The sequence below is a fragment of the Spiribacter vilamensis genome, from assembly GCF_004217415.1.
GTDB classification, from domain to species: Bacteria; Pseudomonadota; Gammaproteobacteria; order Nitrococcales; family Nitrococcaceae; genus Spiribacter; species Spiribacter vilamensis.
The window spans coordinates 1,367,010-1,382,628 of the sequence record NZ_SHLI01000001.1 but is presented as its reverse complement, the minus strand read 5'-3'; the positions used below and the strand labels follow the sequence as shown (position 1 = coordinate 1,382,628).

17 protein-coding genes are annotated in these 15,619 nt (G+C 58.7%); all 17 read left to right on the top strand.

The annotated features are described in order from the left end of the window. Positions 1 to 3: 3 nt before the first annotated feature. The 17 genes from rfbC to EV698_RS06860 all read left to right on the top strand — a co-directional run bounded on the left by rfbC (position 4) and on the right by EV698_RS06860 (position 14,954). A complete protein-coding gene (gene rfbC, locus EV698_RS06935; protein WP_130503364.1) occupies positions 4 to 555 on the top strand; it encodes a dTDP-4-dehydrorhamnose 3,5-epimerase in 552 nt (183 codons plus the stop codon). Next, positions 548 to 967 (top strand): sugar 3,4-ketoisomerase, encoded by a 420-nt coding sequence (locus EV698_RS06930; protein WP_207220510.1) that lies wholly within the window; start codon positions 548 to 550, stop codon positions 965 to 967. The genes rfbC and EV698_RS06930 overlap by 8 nt, the downstream gene beginning before the upstream one ends. After that, the gene (locus EV698_RS06925; RefSeq protein WP_130503363.1) at positions 967 to 1,521 is read left to right on the top strand and encodes an acyltransferase; all 555 of its coding nucleotides are present in this window, start codon (positions 967 to 969) and stop codon (positions 1,519 to 1,521) included. Before EV698_RS06930 ends, EV698_RS06925 begins: the two co-directional genes overlap by 1 nt. A gap of 55 nt (positions 1,522 to 1,576) precedes the next feature. Then, entirely contained in the window at positions 1,577 to 2,689 is a 1,113-nt protein-coding gene (locus EV698_RS06920; protein WP_207220509.1) for a DegT/DnrJ/EryC1/StrS family aminotransferase, read from the top strand. A gap of 336 nt (positions 2,690 to 3,025) precedes the next feature. Beyond that, entirely contained in the window at positions 3,026 to 3,607 is a 582-nt protein-coding gene (locus EV698_RS06915; protein WP_130503362.1) for a hypothetical protein, read from the top strand. Positions 3,608 to 3,765: 158 nt separating this feature from the next. Then, positions 3,766 to 3,918, top strand: a complete 153-nt coding sequence (locus tag EV698_RS10300) for a hypothetical protein (RefSeq protein ID WP_165385744.1) — start codon at positions 3,766 to 3,768, stop codon at positions 3,916 to 3,918. Between the two features lie 30 nt (positions 3,919 to 3,948). Further along, the gene (locus EV698_RS06910) at positions 3,949 to 4,224 is read left to right on the top strand and encodes a hypothetical protein (RefSeq protein WP_130503361.1); all 276 of its coding nucleotides are present in this window, start codon (positions 3,949 to 3,951) and stop codon (positions 4,222 to 4,224) included. Beyond that, positions 4,215 to 4,439 (top strand): hypothetical protein, encoded by a 225-nt coding sequence (locus tag EV698_RS06905; protein ID WP_130503360.1) that lies wholly within the window; start codon positions 4,215 to 4,217, stop codon positions 4,437 to 4,439. Before EV698_RS06910 ends, EV698_RS06905 begins: the two co-directional genes overlap by 10 nt. Continuing rightward, entirely contained in the window at positions 4,436 to 5,434 is a 999-nt protein-coding gene (locus EV698_RS06900; protein WP_130503359.1) for a glycosyltransferase, read from the top strand. Before EV698_RS06905 ends, EV698_RS06900 begins: the two co-directional genes overlap by 4 nt. Beyond that, a complete protein-coding gene (locus EV698_RS06895) occupies positions 5,431 to 6,324 on the top strand; it encodes a sulfotransferase family protein (protein WP_130503358.1) in 894 nt (297 codons plus the stop codon). Before EV698_RS06900 ends, EV698_RS06895 begins: the two co-directional genes overlap by 4 nt. Positions 6,325 to 6,387: 63 nt before the next feature. After that, positions 6,388 to 7,476, top strand: a complete 1,089-nt coding sequence (locus EV698_RS06890) for a glycosyltransferase (RefSeq protein ID WP_130503357.1) — start codon at positions 6,388 to 6,390, stop codon at positions 7,474 to 7,476. A 366-nt stretch (positions 7,477 to 7,842) separates the two neighbouring features. Further along, positions 7,843 to 8,463 (top strand): sulfotransferase family protein, encoded by a 621-nt coding sequence (locus EV698_RS06885; protein WP_130503356.1) that lies wholly within the window; start codon positions 7,843 to 7,845, stop codon positions 8,461 to 8,463. A gap of 54 nt (positions 8,464 to 8,517) precedes the next feature. Beyond that, positions 8,518 to 9,714, top strand: coding sequence for a glycosyltransferase (locus EV698_RS06880; RefSeq protein WP_130503355.1), 1,197 nt, complete (start codon positions 8,518 to 8,520; stop codon positions 9,712 to 9,714). Continuing rightward, positions 9,711 to 10,790 (top strand): glycosyltransferase family 4 protein, encoded by a 1,080-nt coding sequence (locus EV698_RS06875; RefSeq protein WP_130503354.1) that lies wholly within the window; start codon positions 9,711 to 9,713, stop codon positions 10,788 to 10,790. The genes EV698_RS06880 and EV698_RS06875 overlap by 4 nt, the downstream gene beginning before the upstream one ends. Before the next feature lie 139 nt (positions 10,791 to 10,929). Further along, a complete protein-coding gene (locus tag EV698_RS06870; RefSeq protein ID WP_130503353.1) occupies positions 10,930 to 12,009 on the top strand; it encodes an EpsG family protein in 1,080 nt (359 codons plus the stop codon). Between the two features lie 9 nt (positions 12,010 to 12,018). Further along, on the top strand, positions 12,019 to 13,152 hold the full coding sequence (locus EV698_RS06865) for a glycosyltransferase family 4 protein (RefSeq protein WP_130503352.1): 1,134 nt from the start codon (positions 12,019 to 12,021) through the stop codon (positions 13,150 to 13,152). Then, positions 13,149 to 14,954 carry an ABC transporter ATP-binding protein gene (locus tag EV698_RS06860; RefSeq protein ID WP_130503351.1) on the top strand — a complete coding sequence of 602 codons (1,806 nt, stop codon included), beginning with the start codon at positions 13,149 to 13,151 and terminating at the stop codon, positions 14,952 to 14,954. The genes EV698_RS06865 and EV698_RS06860 overlap by 4 nt, the downstream gene beginning before the upstream one ends. The last annotated feature ends 665 nt before the right edge of the window (positions 14,955 to 15,619 follow it).

The window sequence follows — 15,619 nt, the reverse complement described above, 5'->3', positions numbered from 1 at the left end:
ATTATGCAATTCATCCCCACCGCCATTCCGGACGTCATCCTTGTGAACCCCGTTGTCTTCGGAGACGAGCGTGGTTTTTTCATGGAAACCTGGGAGCGGCGCAAATTCGCCGAGGGTGGGATCGACTGCGACTTTGTCCAGGACAACCACAGCCGCTCTGTCCAGGGTACGCTGCGCGGGCTGCACTACCAGATCCATCAACCTCAGGGAAAGCTCGTGCGTGTGACCGCCGGCGCGGTCTTCGATGTGGCGGTGGATCTGCGTCGCGGCTCATCGACGTTCGGCCATTGGGCAAGCGAACACCTCTCCGCAGAGAACAAGCACATGCTCTGGGTGCCGCCGGGCTTTGCCCATGGTTTCTACGTCACATCTGAAACGGCGGATTTCCAGTACAAGTGCACTGACTACTACGCCCCTGAGCACGAGCGCTGCATCCGCTGGGACGACCTGGACCTCGGGATCGACTGGCCGCTCGCGGGTAACGGCGAACCGCTGGTCTCGGAGAAGGACCGAAACGCGCCTAAATTTGCCGACGTCGAACTCTACGATGAGTGATCGAAGTGTGAGCCTGGTCAAGTGGATCGACTTCCAGAGTCTTGGCGACGAACGCGGTAGCCTGGTGGCCGTGGAGATCGGCAAAGAGAAGGCGGTACCGTTCGCGATCCGCCGTATCTATTACATCTATCGAACCGAGGCCGGCGTTAGCCGCGGCTTCCATGCACACAAGGCGTTACGGCAAGTCGCCATTCCCGTCGCCGGGCGGTGCCGCATGGTGCTGGACGATGGATACAGTCGGGAAGATGTCTGGCTAGACAACCCGACCCGAGGCCTTCTGATCGACAGCATGATGTGGCGGGAGATGCACGATTTCAGCGCCGACTGCGTTCTGCTGGTGCTGGCATCAGAGCATTACGACGAGGAAGACTATATCCGCGATTACCAACGCTTCCTTGCGGGAGTGAAATAATGCCTTTCATCCATCACCTGGCAGACGTCGGTGAATGCAAGATCGAAGAGGGCACACGGATCTGGCAGTTCAGCGTGGTTCTGGACGGTGCCAGGATCGGGCGGGACTGCAACCTCAACGCGCACACCTTGGTGGAGGGGGATGTCACGCTCGGAGACAGGGTTACCGTTAAGTCGGGCGTGTATCTTTGGGACGGCATCCGCGTGGCGGATGACGTGTTCATCGGACCTAATGCGACCTTCACGAACGACCGCACGCCGCGATCCAGGCAATACCCCGCGGAGTTCGCCGGGGTCACGATCGACCGAAACGCCAGCATTGGCGCTAATGCAACGGTCCTCCCCGGAATAGTCATCGGTGAATACGCCATGGTAGGTGCCGGTGCCGTGGTGACTCGGGACGTACCGGCACATGGCGTGGTCTACGGTAATCCGGCGACCATAAAGGGCCACGTGTGCCACTGCGGCCAGAAGCTCGAGGAAATGCACTGCCCCACATGCGGCGCGGAATACGATATGGAAAACGACCGACTATGCCGAGCAACGGACCAGTAGGTGCACTGAGTAGTGCTTAATGGAACCGCGCGATCAAACAGAAAGCTCTTGATGCATGACCAAGATGGATGACATCCCTTTCCTCGACCTACAGGCCGCCTATCGTGAGCTCAAGTCAGACATCGATAACGCCGTCCAGCGTGTCCTGGAGAGTGGCTATTACATCCTCGGGCCCGAGGTAGAGGCGTTCGAGGATGAATACGCGTCCTACTGCGAAGCCGGTTATGCCGTGGGGGTTGGCAACGGCCTTGATGCACTTGTCCTCGCCCTGCGGGCCGTTGGTTTGCATCCGGGCGATGAAGTCATCGTGCCTTCGCATACCTACATCGCTACTTGGCTGGCCGTGTCTCAGTGTAGCGCTACCCCCGTCCCCGTCGAGCCACGCGAGTCCACCTACAATATCGATCCAGAGCGTATTGAAGCCGCGATCACCTCGCGCACAAGGGCGATCGTGCCGGTCCACTTGTACGGCCAACCCGCAGATCTCGGCCCCATCCTGTCTATCGCACGGCGGCACAACCTGCGCGTTGTGGAAGATGCCGCCCAGGCTCATGGAGCACGCTACAAGGGACGACGGATTGGCGCCCATGGAGACGCGGTAGCCTGGAGCTTCTACCCCGGAAAGAATCTAGGTGCATTGGGTGACGGCGGCGCGGTGACCACTGACGATGCTTCCATCGCCGAGCGAATCCGCCTGTTGCGCAATTATGGTTCGCGCGAAAAATACGTGCACGAGGCGCAGGGCGTGAATAGCCGTCTCGACCCGATCCAGGCGGCCGTTCTGCGCGTCAAGCTGAGCGTGCTCGACCAGTGGAACCAGCGACGTCGCGATCTTGCTGCTCGCTATGCGGATACTTTAACTGGTTTTGACATAGTCTTGCCCTCCGTGCCCGACTGGGCCGAGCCCGTCTGGCATCTATTCGTCATCCGCACCAAAGCGCGCGACACATTGCAGACGCGGCTTAATCAAGCGGGTATTGGCACCATAATCCACTACCCAATCCCACCGCATGCGCAGCAGGCATACGAGTCCCTAAAGCTCGAGGACAAGGCGTTTCCTATCGCCACTCGGCTTGCCGAGGAGGTGCTCAGCCTTCCCATCGGACCACATTTGAATAACGATGCACCGGTTGTCGTTGCAAACGTCCTCAAGGAAGATCGTCCATAACCGAGCATCTCTACCTCCATATCGGCCCGCCCAAGAGCGGCACCACCTCGCTTCAGTATGTCTTTGAGCGCATCTAGCACCCTCGTTTCATCTATGGCGGGGTGTATCAGCCGCGGGAACGGAACCCGAATGACTTGGCAAACCGACTTCACCGTGCTTTGAAGGACGATGACCAAGGTGCAGCAGTCGAGCTTCGCGAGGAAATAACCGGTCTCATCAGGGCTGGAAAGCATGTGTTGATCTCCGAGGAAAGGTTTCTCCTTACGCAAGGTGGAAGGACGTGGCCGGAAAAGCTCGCGCTAATGCAAAAACTGGCTCAAGGATATCCCCACGACGGTGATCATTTCCCTGAGAGACCCGGCCGAGGGTGTTCCATCTCTCTACCAGGAAGTGTTCAACGGGCTGCCATTGCGTCACAAGTTTAGCTTTGGCAGCTTTTGCAAAAGCGAGAAGGCTGCTTGCTACGATTTCGGCCGAGTTAGAGAGGAACTCGAACAATTTGGTTTCCACGAGATCAGGTACATCACGTTTGATGCCATTCGCAAGGGCAGGATCTCCAGCGGCGACCTGTTTGGCGACTGCGACATTCTCCAGATTGCCGAAATACCGATCGGGCACGCCAATGCTGGAGAAAGAAGACAAGGTGACAATAGCCAGCGCAAGCTGGGTGGGGTCACGTTGAAAAGTCTTGGTCAGTTAACCCCCGCCCGATGGCTGGTAGATCGTCTCGGCTTTCGGCAAGTTTCCGCCTATCGTCGGCTTGTTGCAGGGATGGACAGGGTCGCGCTGAGACCTTCCGGTTACCGGGCGCTTGTGATGCCCGAGCAGTCGGCTGCCCGGTTCCATGCCGGCTATGAACAGGCTCTCTCCAAGCTCAAAAGTCAGCAACCCGCATCCGAGCGGGCAAGTGCCGTTTGACCGGAGAGTCGTTAAACATGCTGGCTCTCACAGGTAGGCTGTTCACAAGCGCCATGCTTCTGCCCTTCTGCGGGTGGTTGATACAGGATCTTGGCCTCGAGGCCGCCGGCCAGTTCTCTGTCGCCTGAGGTATCTTTATGACCCTCATAGAGTGTTTTTTGGGTGCCACGAGGGCCAACTATCATCCCTGCCTGACGGAAGTAATCAATGACAGCGAGGCGGCTACCCGCCTGATGAACGACCAGTTGCAACTGGGTCTGGCGATCGGGGGGCTGCTTCTGCTGATGAGGCTGGCGCCGCTGGTCATCTAACTGCTCTATTCGGATGAGTTCACGGGGTCCGTGACCCTATTGCAATGGCAGAGCGTTGGTAATGTGTTCAAGCTCGCCTGCTGGCCGCTGGGTTTCGCATTCGTCGCTGCGGCGAGGCCGCGAATCTTTCTGCTCACAAAGATTTATTGCAATTTGGCGTTAATGGCGCTGACCTGTTTAGGCTTGTCCGCCTTCGGCCTCCAAATCGCTGGTTTCGCCTTCCTCGTGGGTTATGTTCTGCAATTTCTCGTCCTGAACCGGCTCGCGGGACGGCTGCATGTTTTCGTTGGCAAGGCTTGTCATTGAAGCTGCGCGGCCTGCATGTGGCACTGACCATGGCAACGCTCGGCCTTGCCTTCATCAATCCACTGACGGGCGGCGTGGCCGCATTGGTGCTGGGTATCGTCACCGGCTTCGTCGGCGGTCACATCGTGCTCACTAGGATCGGGCCCCACGGCCGAGTCGCCCCCGTCGCCCGCATCTACGCCGCCCTCGGCTGGCCAGTAAGGACTTCTTCATGACTGAACTGAAAGAAAACAACGACCGCCCGCTCGTCACCTTCGCCCTGTTCGCCTTCAACCAGGAGCAATACATCCGCGAGGCGGTGGAGGGAGCATTTTCCCAGACCTACGAACCGTTGGAGATCATACTCTCGGATGACTGTTCGACAGATCGGACATTTGAGATTATGCAGGAGATGGCAGAGGGCTACAAAGGCCCGCATCGAGTTATCGCTCTCAAAAATGACCCCAATCTTGGGATTGGTCCACATGTAAGCAGCATCGTGGCACAGGCTAACGGAGAATACGTCGCCTTCGCGGCGGGAGACGATATCTCTAAGCCAGATCGCGTACAGTATGCGATGTCAATTCTCATCCCCTTTTCTGAAAAGGATGGAGAGAGCAGAAAATATTCATTTTTATCTTCGCTAACTTTGATTGACCATTCGGGTGATGTTTTTGCACATAGGAGCGCCCCTCCCACGAGTTCTTTGTCTAAAAAATCAAGCTTACCAAGCAATATGAGGTTGTTTGGGTTAAAAGATCTTTTGAGCGGTTCCTTGCACACATCTGGCCCATCAAGGGTCATTCCAAAAGATCTTCACATGGTGTTCGGGGGGGTTAGAGAGGATTGCTTTACAGAAGACATTGTTTATTACTTTCGAAGCGTTTTGGCCGGGAGAGTTGTTTTTTCAAGTAAAAGTACAGTTCTGTATAGGAAGCATGATGCAAACGTTAGCGCACCTGAGGCCTTTTACGCCCGGCCATTTGATGGTGTCGCTGCCCAACTTCGGACTGATCTTAAAGTGGCAATTGATAAAGGCTTGTTGTCATCAATTGAAGCCAAGAAAGCTGCAAATTGGATCGACAACAAGGTAGCGTTTCGGAGTTTTTATCGAGCGAAAACAAATGGGAGCAGACCTGATTTTTCTGATTTTATTTCCATAATAAAGTCTTCTCATTTGTCCGCGCGGCGTAAATTTGGAATTTTAAGAGAGTACATAGGTTTACGATGAGTCACGCAATACCTAACCTTTTCATCCTCGGCGCACCTAAATGCGGGACCACTGCCTTGACTCACTGGCTAGCCTTGCACCCTGAAGTCTACGCCCCTCCTGCCAAGGAACCGCACTATTTTTCTACTGAGTATTGTTTGACGCCGGCTCGCTCTGAATACGCTAGGTTGTATCGAGACTGGTCTGTTGATGAGCGGTGGGCTTTTGACGCTTCTGTGTGGTCGCTTTTTTCGCCCACGGCAGTACCGAACATTATTCAAGAGCAACCAGACGCGCACTTCATCGTGATGCTACGTAATCCTCTGCAAATGATTCCCTCGATGCATCGGCAGCAAATCTTCAATGGAAATGAACTGGAGCCAGATCTTCGTTCTGCTCTCGCTTTGAATGCATGTCGCGCCATAGGCGAAGAGGCTTCTGTTTTAGCCGGTTATCCTCCAGATCACTTAGCCTATTACACTTCTTGTGCGCTTGGCTGGCAAGTTGATCGACTCAAGTCGTTGGTAAAGTCTGAGCATCTGCACTTTATTACTTACGATGACTTAGCCCGAGCGCCTGCGGCTGTTTTAACGGGTGTATTCCACTTTCTTGATCTTGAGCCACAATTGCCGACGTCGTTCAAGAAAATAAATGCGGCGAAGGTGAGGCGTTTCCCATTGCTTGATAGAGCATCGAAATCCATAGGCGATTGGAAGAACAAGCAAGGTATCACGTGGAGGTTAGGCGTTCTGTCTTGGCTAAGGAGTATAAACCGAAAGTCCCAACCTATTCCTCCGTTAACTGAAGATATCGTTACCGATATCCAAGAAAAACTAGCTGAAGATGTGCGTCTTTTGAGTAGCTGCATTGGTCGAGATGTGACTTTCTGGTTTGATGCTCCCACCAATTAGTTATTGATGTTTAATCAAAATATCTAGGTTAGCTAATTTATATATGTTTAAAGCTTTAATTATATGAAAGTCACTTTAGTCGTTCCCGATCTCCGCGGAGGTGGCGTAGAGCGCGTGCGCATTCTTCTGGCCCGTGAATTCATCGCCAAAGGCCACGACGTCGACCTGGTGCTGGTGCGCAAAGAAGGAGTGCTCCTGGGCCAGGTGCCGGCGGAGGTGCGGGTCATTGACCTACAGGCGGACCGGGTCAGGCAGGGGTTCATGCCCTTGGTGCGTTATCTGCGCGGGCATCGGCCAGATGCCCTTCTTGTGTCGATGTGGCCGCTGACAACGCTGGCGGCGCTGGCCGCGAAGATAGCGCGGTTTCGTGGGCGGGTGGTGGTGTCGGAGCATTCGGCGCTCTCTCGCTCCCCACAGAACGATGGTCGCTCCGGGTTCGCGCTACGCGCGAGCGTCCGTTGGATCCATGCGCTTGCAGATGATGTGGTGGGCGTTTCTGCGGGTGTGGTTGACGATCTTCACGGTTTGGGTTTGCCTGCGGACGTCGGTCGGGTAATCCATAACCCGGTTGCTATCAGTGACGAGAAAACGGTTGCGGACGGCTGGAATGATCACCCGTGGATGAAGAGCCCACCTTCCCAACGTTTGCTTGCGGTGGGCTCGGTCAAACCGGCCAAGGATTACCCGACGCTACTATCCGCCGTGAAAAACGTGGTCCGGTCCGGCACAGACGTGTCCCTGTTGATATTGGGTACCGGCCCGTTGCAGGCCGAACTGGAAGAACGCCGCCAAGCACTCGGGCTAGAGGGCCACGTGCACTTCGGTGGGTTCGTGCCGGACCCGGGGCCTTTCTACCGCGCAGCGGGGCTTTTCGTCCTCTCCTCCGCCTGGGAGGGATTCGGGAATGTCATTGTGGAAGCGCTGGCGGCGGGTACGCCGGTGGTCTCGACGGACTGCCGCTCCGGCCCGGCGGAAATCCTGGAGAATGGCCGCTACGGGCGGTTGGTGCCGGTGGAAGACGATGAAGCGCTGGCACTGGCGATTGGTGAATCATTATTCGCGAATCATGATCCAAATGCCTTACGGGTGCGGGCGGCGGATTTCAGTGTGGAAAAGATTGGCGAAGAATACCTCAAGGTGCTGAGTTCATGAGGTTGCGGCCGGTAAAACATGCTGTGGCTGATCGGGTGTCTGTATGAGTCTGTCTTTCAAGCAGCAACTTCGATTGAGGATCAGGGCAGTCGAGTTCCGCTTGCCGTTGTCACTAGAGAAAATGGCAGTCCGAGACGTGCCCGGGTTTTCGGGTGATCCATGGTTGCCCGGGGAACGGGAGATGGGGGTAATCTTCACCCATGTGCCTAAGTCGGCGGGCACCTCGATTGTTGATACGCTATTTGGCCAGAAAAGCCGTCATGTCCCGGTCCGCTTTTATTCGGTGGAAATATTCGCTCATGAGCTAGTTTATCCCCACCGTTCTATTGGTTTGCCCCAAGGGGGTATAGAACAGGGAAAAAATGAATGAAAGGCCAGAAAGTCTTCAATATCGGGTTTCACCGCTCAGGAACGACTTCTTTGCAAACTGCGCTCGAGGAACTCGGATATTCCGTTATCGGAATGAGAGATGGCGATTGGGACGCTTACGCTCGCGGGGATTTCCATGGCTTGCGAGAAACGGTTGAAAGCTTTGACGGATTCCGCGATATGCCTTGGCCGCTAGTTTACCAGTGGGCATATCACACGTTTCCGAATGCTAAGTTTGTTCTTACCTATCGCGATCCCGACAGCTGGGCCAGTTCCTGTGTGGGGAACTATAAAAATCGATACTATCGCATGTTTCCAGTTATTTACGGCTTCGAAGTGTTTCAGGATAATGAAAAATCCGCCAAAGATGTGTACTGCAGGCATATTGAAGCGGTTCGGGAGTTCTTCAAAGATAAACCCAATTCCTTTTTAGAGGTGGATTTTACTCGTTATTCTGAGTGGGATGATATTTGCCGTTTCCTCGGAGAGTCCATCCCAGACCGGCCGTTTCCCCATGCAAACAATCGGCCTAAGAAGCTTTATAGAAAAGTCTTTTGCCGCGTTCTGCGAGCCGTATCACCTGCGTACTACCGCCAGCTTGTCCGTGACAAGAAATAGCCCGAAGTGAGCGCCTCCGACAAACCAAGGGCTCTTTACCTCTCCTACACGGGCATGCTCGAGCCTCTGGGCCGTTCCCAGGTGCTGAGCTACCTGTCCCGGCTATCCGGCGAGTACGCGTTCACGCTGGTGAGCTTCGAGAAGCCGGCGGACCTGGCGGATGAGGACGCGGTGGCGAGCTTGCGTGCGGAATGCGCGAAGTACGGCATCGATTGGCACCCGCAGGTCTACCACCGCTGTCCGCGGTTGCTGGCAACGGCCTGGGACCTGCTGGTGCTGCTCTGGCAGACCTGTCGGCATTCTTTTAACCGGGATGTGCGGCTGGTTCATTGCCGCAGCTACATCCCGGCCATCGCGGCCTGGCTGTGCGGCAGGGTGACGCGAAAGCCGTTCATCTTTGACATGCGCGCGCTGTGGCCGGACGAGATGGTGACGGCGGGGCGCCTGGCTCGCGGCTCACTGACATATCGTGGCCTGAAATGGGTGGAGCGACGGTTGCTGCGACGGGCGGCCCGGGTGGTGAGCCTGACGCAGGCGGGGGTGGATTACCTGCTCGAGATCTACCCGGAACTGCCGCGAGAGAAATTCGAGGTGATTACCACCTGCGTGGACGTGGATCGCTTCCATGTGCCGGCAAAGCAGTGCAGCGGGATGACGCTGGAAGATCGCAGTCCCTTCGTGGTGGGCACTATGGGCACGTTGTTGAGCGGCTGGTTCTACCTGAATGCCTTCTTCGCGTTTTTCCGCGCAGTGAAACGGCTCCGCCCCGACGCCCGCATCAGTATCGTGACCCGTGACGATCATGAAAAGGTGCTGGAGGCAGCTTGGGAGGCCGGGGTGGAGCCCGACGAGGTGGACGTTTGTGCCGCCTCTTCCCGGGAAATGCCCGACTTGCTGGCCGAGATGGACGTCGGCGTTATGTTCTTTGCGCCGAAACCGGGAAGCGCGCCGACCCGGCTGGGCGAATTCCTGGCGGCGGGCGTGCCCGTGGTAGGCAACACGGGCATCGGTGACCTTGGCCGGCTGATCGAATCGTACGGGGTGGGCACCGTGGTCAACGACACGCAGGACCCGTCCGCACTTGACCAAGCCGCCCACGATCTGCTGGCGCGGTATGACGAAATCCTTGCTTCCAGTGCCTGCCGCCATGCGGCGGAGGATTACTTCTCCGTGGGGGAGGGGGCGAAGAAGTATCGGCATCTCTACCAGACGTTAACTGCTGAATCCGCTGGTGCGGAGACTGGTCAGTGAAGGTGACGCTGCTCTCCAAGTACAGCCGTCTCGGGGCCAGCAGCCGCCTTCGCTCTTTGCAGTACCTGCCGGCCTTGGAGACGGCGGGCATCGAGGTAACGGTGCGTCCGCTGTTCGACGATGATTATCTGAAAACGCTTTACGCGGGCAAGGGACGCGCGATTAGTTTGGTGGCCCGACGCTATGCGGTTCGCGCCCGCGATCTGCGGCGCGCTGTCGACGCGGATCTGTTGTGGGTGGAGAAGGAAGCCCTGCCATACCTGCCGCACTGGCTTGAACACGTCCTGATGCCACGCGGGGTGCCCTACGTGGTGGACTACGATGACGCGGTGTTTCACAACTACGACCTGTCTGGCCGCGCCTGGGTGCGGCGACTGTTGGGCCGCAAAATCGACCGGGTGATGGCCGAGGCGACCACGGTGATCTGCGGAAACGACTACTTGGCGGAGCGCGCCTGTGGCGCGGGCGCCCGGCGGGTCGAGTACCTGCCCACGGTGGTCGACGCCGAGCGCTATCCATTCGTGCCGCGGCCGGGGAATGCCCAGCCAGTGATCGGCTGGATCGGTTCACCGTCGACCCAACAATACGTGACAGAACTTGCGCCGGTGCTGGAGCGTATCGGCAAGAAATACGACGCGCGCCTGGTGCTGGTGGGAGCCCGCCCGGACGTGGCGGAGCGCTTCGGGGATCTGCCGGTCGAGATCGTGCCTTGGTCCGAGGATACCGAGGCAGAGCAGGTGGCATCATTTGATGTTGGCATCATGCCGCTGCTCGACGGCCCCTGGGAACGTGGGAAGTGCGGCTACAAGCTGATTCAGTACATGGCCTGCGGTAAGCCGGTGGTCGCCTCTCCGGTCGGCGTGAATGAAAAGATTGTCCACGACTGGGCTTGCGGACTGTTGGCGGGGAGTCACGAGCAGTGGTTCGAGGCGTTGGATCATTTGATCAGCGATACCGATCAGCGCCAGCGACTGGGTCGGCGAGGACGCGATGCGATAGAGAAGCATTACTCAATGCAGGTTCAGGCGCCACACTTGGCCAACATGCTCATTCAAGCTATTACTGAGACGAGTTGATCCCTGGCGTTAAAAAATCCCACTGCATCGGTCCTGATGTGTCGCGATCAGCGAATTGAGTTCGCCAGCCGCTTTGCCGGTCATGCAGAATCACGAGAGGTTTTGATGTTTCAAACTTTGCTGGAGGCGATCCGCTGATATGTGGCCTTACTGGCTGATGTTCCTATTGCCCTCGGCGGTTGCCCTGGGCGGTGGCTGGCTGTCACCGCAAAGCCGGTTGTCCCGACGGATCTATCGGCCGACCTATGCCTGGCTGGTGGTGATTGCGGCGCTGACCCTCTTTATCGGCTACCGCTATCAGGTCGGTGGTGACTGGGGCAGCTATATAGCTCACTTCCAGTCGCAATCCTGGCTGGATCTCTGGGATGTGCTGTCAGGAAGCGATCCGGGCTACTACCTGATCAACTGGTGGTTCGTGCGCAATGGCGGCGATATCTATGCCATTAACCTGGTCTGTGGCCTCATCGGCGCCGTGGGCGTCGCGGTATTCAGCCGCACGCAACCCCGCCCCTGGCTGGCGATGGCTGTCGCCATTCCCTACCTCGTCAACGTCGTGATGATGGGCTACACCCGCCAGGGCGCGGCACTCGGCATCGGCATGATCGGTATCGCCGCGCTGCTCCGGGATCGACCTCGCCAGTTCATCATCTGGGCATTGCTGGCGGCGACATTCCATAAATCCGCCGTCGTGCTGCTACCGCTAGCGGTACTCGGCCGGTCACGCAATCGGCTGGTGACCGGTGCCGGTGTGGCCGGTGTGGCAGTCGTCGCCTACTGGGTGTTCGTGCAGGACCAGTTCGACCAGCTCTACACGAACTATATCGAGGCCGAATACCAGTCCGCCGGCGCCCTGGTCCGACTCGCCATGAATGCCGTCCCGGCGGCAATCCTGCTGATCTGGCACCGCCGCTTCACACTGATCGATAACGAGCAACGCATCTGGCGCTGGGTGGCGCTACTCGCCATCGCGCTGCTGCTGGCCTTCCCCATCGTGCCCTCGACTACCGCACTGGATCGGCTCGGGTTGTTTGTGATCCCCCTCCAGCTCGTCGTGTTCTCCCACCTGCCGGATGTGTTCGGGCAATCCGGGCGCAGCAATCAGTTCTGGGTGTTGCTGGTGTTGGCCTATTACGCCCTGGTGCAGTTCGTCTGGCTGAACTACGCCGCCCATGCCTTTGCCTGGTTGCCGTACCAGTTCTATCCGTTTGTCGGCATGTAAAGCGTACGCGTGAAAATCCTCCTCTTCGCCAACACCGACTGGTACCTCTATAACTTCCGCCGATCCCTCGCTCTCGCGCTGAAAGCCGCGGGCCATCAGGTCTTGCTTGTCTCGCCGCCGGGGCTGTACGGGGCCCGACTGCAGGCGCTGGGTCTCGAGTGGCGCCCCGCGCCCATGGAGCGTCTCAGCCTCAATCCGTGGCGCGAGTTCCGGCTACTTGTTTGGCTGATCCGGCTGGTAAGGCGGGAGGACGTGGCGCTGGTCCATGGATTCACGATCAAGTGCGCGGTCTACGGATCGCTGGCGGCGCGGCTTGCCGGTGGCCGCAATCGGGTCAGCGCCGTGGCGGGTCTGGGTTATGTCTTCACCAGCCGATCGCTGAAAGCGCGCCTGCTGCGGCCGGTGGTCCGCCGTGTATTGCGGATCGCGCTGGGCGGACGACGCAGCCGGCTGATCCTGCAAAACCCCGATGATGCGGCGATGTTCCGCGAGGCACAGCTCATCGATAGCCGCCAGGTACGCCTGATCCCCGGATCCGGGGTGGATACCGAGCGGTTCCTGCCCGCCGAAAAACCGCCGGCGGGGGATACCTTCCGTGTCGTGCTCCCGGCGCGACTGCTCTGGGACAAGGGCGTTGGCGAACTCGTTGAAGCGGCGCGACTGCTTAAGGATCGCAACGTACCAGTGTCCCTGCTGCTGGCCGGCGAGCCGGACGCCGGCAACCCGGCGGCCGTCCCGGTTGAACAACTCCAGGCCTGGCAACAGGCGGGGCTGATCGAGTGGCTGGGGAATGTCGACGACATGCCGGCACTGTTCCGATCGGTGAATGCCATTGCGCTGCCTACCTACTACGGTGAAGGGCTGCCCAAGAGCCTCATCGAGGCAGCGGCATGTTCATTGCCTCTCGTGACCACCGATCAGCCCGGTTGTCGAGAGGTCGTGACCCACGAGATCGACGGCCTGTTGGTCCCGCCCCGGGATGCCAATGCGCTGGCCGATGCCATTGAGCGCCTGGCCAGTGATCCGGCGCTTTGCGTGCGCCTCGGGCACGCCGCCCGCCGGAAAGCCCTGGCGGAATTTGATGAACGCATCGTTATCGAGCGCACGATGGCCGTCTACGACGAATTGATTGAGGATTCATGACCACGCTGCAGAAAGCCCTAGCCGTTCTCACCGCCTCTGAACGTCGCCGTGGCGTGCTGCTGCTCCTGATGGTCACCACCATGGCCGCCGCCGAGATGGTGGGCGTGGCCTCGGTGATGCCGTTCCTCGGCGTGCTGGGCCAGCCCGGCGTGATCGAGTCCAACGCCGTCCTCAACTGGGCCTATACCACCTTTGGCTTTGCCAGTATCGATGCCTTTGTGATGTTCCTGGGGGCGGGGGCGTTCGGGCTGATCCTGGCCTCGGCGGTCTACCGCACGTTTGTCCACTACTGGATGAATCGCTTTATCGAGATGCGCCGTCACTCCATCGGCGAGCGCCTGCTCGAGACCTACCTGCGCCAGCCCTATGCGTTCTTCCTCAATCGCCATAGCGGTGATATGGCGAAGAACGTCCTCTCGGAGGTGGATCAGTTCATCGGCAACTTCCTGCGCCCGGGGGTGATGCTGGTGGCCAACGCCGCGCTGGCCATCGGCATTGTCGGGTTGCTGGTGGCGGTGAATCCGTTGCTGGCGCTGCTGGTCTCACTGCTCTTCGCCGGGATCTACTCGGTGATCTATCTCACGGTGCGGCGGCGATTGGTGCGCCTGGGCCGTGAACGGGTGCGCGCCAACCAGGCCCGCTTCACCACTGCCGGCGAGTGCCTGGGCGGCATCAAGGACGTCAAGCTGCTGGGCCGCGAGCATGCCTATGTCGCACGCTATCGGGGGCCGAGTACCGTCTTCGCCGGCAACATGGCTACCACGCAAACGCTCTCGCAGGTGCCGAAGTTTCTGGTGGAGTCGGTGGCCGTGGGCGGGATCATGCTGCTGTCGCTGGTGATGATCGCCATTGGCGGCGGAGTGCGCAGCGAGGCCTTCGGTGAGCTGCTGCCGGTACTGGGCCTGTATGCCTTTGGCGCGCTACGCCTGCTGCCCGCCGCTCAGGCGATCTATCAGGGCATCGCCCAGACCCGTGCCGGCACCGCCACCCTCGATGCCATCCATGCCGATCTCTGCGAGCGCGAGCACCTCGCCCCCATGGCGGCCCGGGCGCCGACGCCCCTGCACCCCGAGCAGGAGATCGGCTTCGAGGCGGTCACCTACCGCTATCCCAACGCCCCGGCCGATGCGCTGCAGGGCATTAACCTGGCCCTGCCCGTCGGCAGTGCGCTGGGGGTGGTCGGGACCACCGGGGCCGGGAAGACCACGCTGGTGGACGTGCTGCTGGGCCTGCTGCGGCCCACCAATGGTGCCATCACCGTGGACGGCGAGCCCGTCACCGATGACAACCTGCGCGCCTGGCAACGGGCGCTCGGCTATGTCCCGCAGGATATCTTTCTGACCGACGCCACGGTCACCGAGAACATCGCCTTTGGCATCGAGCCCGGGCAGATCGACACCGAGCAGGTCGAGCGCTGCGCCCGTATGGCCCAGGTGCACGACTTCGTCGTCAATGAAATGCCCGAAGGCTACGACACCATTGTCGGTGAGCGCGGTGTGCGCCTGTCCGGCGGCCAGCGCCAGCGCATCGGCATCGCTCGGGCGCTTTACCACAACCCCGACATCCTCGTGTTCGACGAGGCCACCAGTGCCCTCGATAACGTGACCGAGCGGGCCGTGATGCAGGCCATCGACGCCCTGCATCACCAGAAGACCATCATCCTCATCGCGCATCGGCTCTCGACGGTGGAGCGCTGTGACCAGGTGGTGCTGCTGGATCACGGCCATGTCGAGGCCTGCGGGACGTTTGAGGAGTTAAAGGCGGGGAGTGAGCGGTTTCGGAGGATGGCGAGTGGGGTTTAGGGAGTGATTAGAGGTTCGCACCTGTTGGCTATTGCTCGCTACTGTAACTCCTGTAACAGGAGGTATTAACGTGAAAAGTCGAAAGAAGTCTCGGGACGCAGTGGCCAAATGGGTCAAGCTTGGCCCTGGCGGTGGCTTGCAGGTGTCCCTCAAGGAGCTTGTTCAATCGGAGACAGGCCGAGCGGATCTGGAGCGAACGGAGACGCTTCGCCGGCATATGCAGCGCAATAGAGCTGGCTGATTTTCGGATCCGCCCTGATTGGTTTCGCCTTCCTGCTCGCGGCTCGCCTTGTCGTAGTAATTGCGGGTGACATCTGGCCCGAGTTGTCTCACTGGAAAGCGAATCTCGCCGATATTCCCTACCTTGGGGCTGCATCGCTGGCCTTGCTGCTGAGCGGAGTCCTGGTATGGCCGATTAACCGGTTGATCTCTCGGGACAGAGTGGTTGTCGAGAGGCGGATACACACAATTTGACATTCAATACTTTCTACACGGAAGCACTCGAACAGCTACGTCGAGACGACGAACACGTGGTCTCTTTCGACGAGTCGGATTTCCGCAAAGTAATACCGGTTGACAATATAATGACGGTTGGTTTTTTTGAGCCATCGGCGTACCTGAAATTTCAGGAGATAAATGATCAGACTGCCGAGTAGAATCCGGTG